Origin of the sequence: Wolbachia endosymbiont of Drosophila leontia, from assembly GCF_028981785.1 — a bacterium.
GTDB classification, from domain to species: Bacteria; Pseudomonadota; Alphaproteobacteria; order Rickettsiales; family Anaplasmataceae; genus Wolbachia; species Wolbachia pipientis.
The window spans coordinates 1-2,276 of the sequence record NZ_JAPQLK010000099.1; the positions used below are offsets into that span (position 1 = coordinate 1).

The 2,276-nt window shown below is 34.4% G+C and carries 4 protein-coding genes; all 4 read left to right on the forward strand.

The genetic code is table 11. From position 1 onward, the window contains the following. Window positions 1-213: 213 nt before the first annotated feature. Entirely contained in the window at window positions 214-336 is a 123-nt protein-coding gene (locus tag OZD63_RS03210; RefSeq protein WP_007549233.1) for a hypothetical protein, read from the forward strand. A 96-nt stretch (window positions 337-432) separates the two neighbouring features. Beyond that, a complete protein-coding gene (locus tag OZD63_RS03215; protein WP_155969176.1) occupies window positions 433-792 on the forward strand; it encodes a ferredoxin family 2Fe-2S iron-sulfur cluster binding protein in 360 nt (119 codons plus the stop codon). Between the two features lie 2 nt (window positions 793-794). Then, window positions 795-1,835 carry a hypothetical protein gene (locus OZD63_RS03220; protein ID WP_155969178.1) on the forward strand — a complete coding sequence of 347 codons (1,041 nt, stop codon included), beginning with the start codon at window positions 795-797 and terminating at the stop codon, window positions 1,833-1,835. Further along, window positions 1,819-2,196 carry a cytochrome c-type biogenesis protein gene (locus OZD63_RS03225; protein ID WP_274980102.1) on the forward strand — a complete coding sequence of 126 codons (378 nt, stop codon included), beginning with the start codon at window positions 1,819-1,821 and terminating at the stop codon, window positions 2,194-2,196. The genes OZD63_RS03220 and OZD63_RS03225 overlap by 17 nt, the downstream gene beginning before the upstream one ends. The last annotated feature ends 80 nt before the right edge of the window (window positions 2,197-2,276 follow it).

Below are 2,276 nucleotides of genomic sequence, written 5' to 3' on the forward strand. Positions count from 1 at the left end.
CCAGTATTGGTCTAATTTTTTCAAATTGTTCTTTACTTATATCGCTTGGATAGCTTTTTTGCATAGATATGCCTCTTTCTTAACTATGCTTATTCTACCTCATATTTTCGAGATCCTTAACAGGTTCTAAGAGATACCGCGGCAGTATGACGGTTAAGTGGGGTGTCATCCCAGTGTCAGCTACTCGGATGACAGGAGAAGGAGGCTACTTGCATGACACCATTCTTTTTTCTGGATCCAAGTAATCAGGGCACTGGGATGACAAGAAGAGGGCACTGCCGTCATAAGGGAACCAGTGTCAGCTACTCGGATGACAACAAAGAGCTACTTGGATAACAAGAAATATAGGCACTGGAATTGCAAAGAGTTTGCAAATATTAGTTATTACCTGTAGGATATAGAGAAATTAGTAAGGATTTTAATAGGAATAATATGCCATCTGTTACTTTTATTTTACCTGATGGGAGTAAGAAAAGTTATGAAGCTGCAGAGGGAGAAACTCTGCTCAATTTAGCCCATAGAAGTGATCCAGATCTGCTTGAAGGTGCATGTGAAGGCTCTCTTGCTTGTTCTACATGCCACGTGATTGTTGATCCAAAATCTTATGATGCTGTAGAAACGCATAATCCCATATCTGATGAGGAAAATGATATGTTAGACCTAGCTTTCGGCTTAACAGAGACGTCGAGGCTTGGATGCCAAATAAAGATCACAAAAGATATCGACGGCTTGTGTGTAACCATACCAAGGGGTACAAGAAATATATCATTGGATAAACAGGGGAGTGATTAGCTATGCGTAAGATTTTTATCTATATTATCATCTCTTTACTTTTGTTTATTCCTGTAGCGTATAGTGGTTTTTGGTATTTTTCTGCATGTAAGGTAAAAAATCTTTTAGCTGAAACAATACTATACATTAACGACGAAAAATTTGATATTTCACATGATTTTAGTGGATTTCCTTCTAACCTAATTTTTCGTGTGACAAACCCAAAATTTTCCAATGAGCAATTAACCATCTCATCTGATGCTTTATTGATAAAAAATAGATTGTTTGATAAATCAGTATATATCTACATACCAAGCAATGAAGTCAATATTGCTGTTCATGGTGATGAGAAAAAGAATATAAAATGCCACACAAACGATAGCAGCCACTTTGTTGTTAGACTAAACGATTTACCATCTTCATTGCGATTCAACAAAAATAGTACCGTGATAGACTATATAGATACACTTCGTTACGAAGATTATGGATTAAAATGTGATGTTTTAGAAAATCAGCAAAGTGTTATAACTGAAGTGAATGATAAAAGCAATTACATTCAATTTCACCTCGATAAAGAACCAAGTGGAAATACTAAACTAGGATTTGATTTTTATACTTATCGGTATAAAAATACTGCAAGTCCTGAAAGTTACCTTAGTATCGACACTAAATTTGATTACGAATTTGTAAACCACATCTCAGCTTCCAGAATTAATTTCAACATAGAGAAATTTTTAATTCAAAGTAATAATTTTTCTCTTGCTGCAGATGGTGGAGTGCGAAATTATAATTTGGTTACGTCTTCATTTAAAGACAAAATCAACGTGGCTATATCAAATTATAAAGAATTAATCTCGTTTATGATTGGTGACTCAAAAACTTCAGATGCGTTTGAAAAATTAATGTCTTCCTTATCAGAAAAAACAACTGATGATGGCATTCAATTTTCAATAAAGTACGATGATGACGTAGGGTCAAGCTTTATTGGAAAGTTATCCACCACTGATTTTATGAACCAGCTCAGTAAAATAACCCAATTAACCAAGGATGAGAGCAGTAGTTAGTTTACTTTTCATATTGATATTCCACTCAGGCGTAAACGCTTTTACTCTGGATAATAAACTCAGAGATAAAAGCATGGAAAAACGAGCAACAAGTTTATTTGAAATAATAAGGTGTCCAATATGTTCTGGCGAATCATTGTCTGAATCTGGATCTCAGATCGCGTATGATATGCGAGAAGCAATTCGTAAAAAAATCAATGATGGATACACAGATGAAGAGATAATCTCAGAGTTAAAAAATTCTTACGGCAATTCAATTATAATCGTACCACCTAGCACTTACATTTTGTGGTTTATTCCACCTACAACTCTGCTTATTGGGTGTTTTTTAATACAAAGATACATCAATACAACCACTTAAACCTTTTATATATAGCTAAAGTGACTTAGGTTCTCTAATTGCACATAAGTCAACAATAATTTTCACACAAATCAAAACAG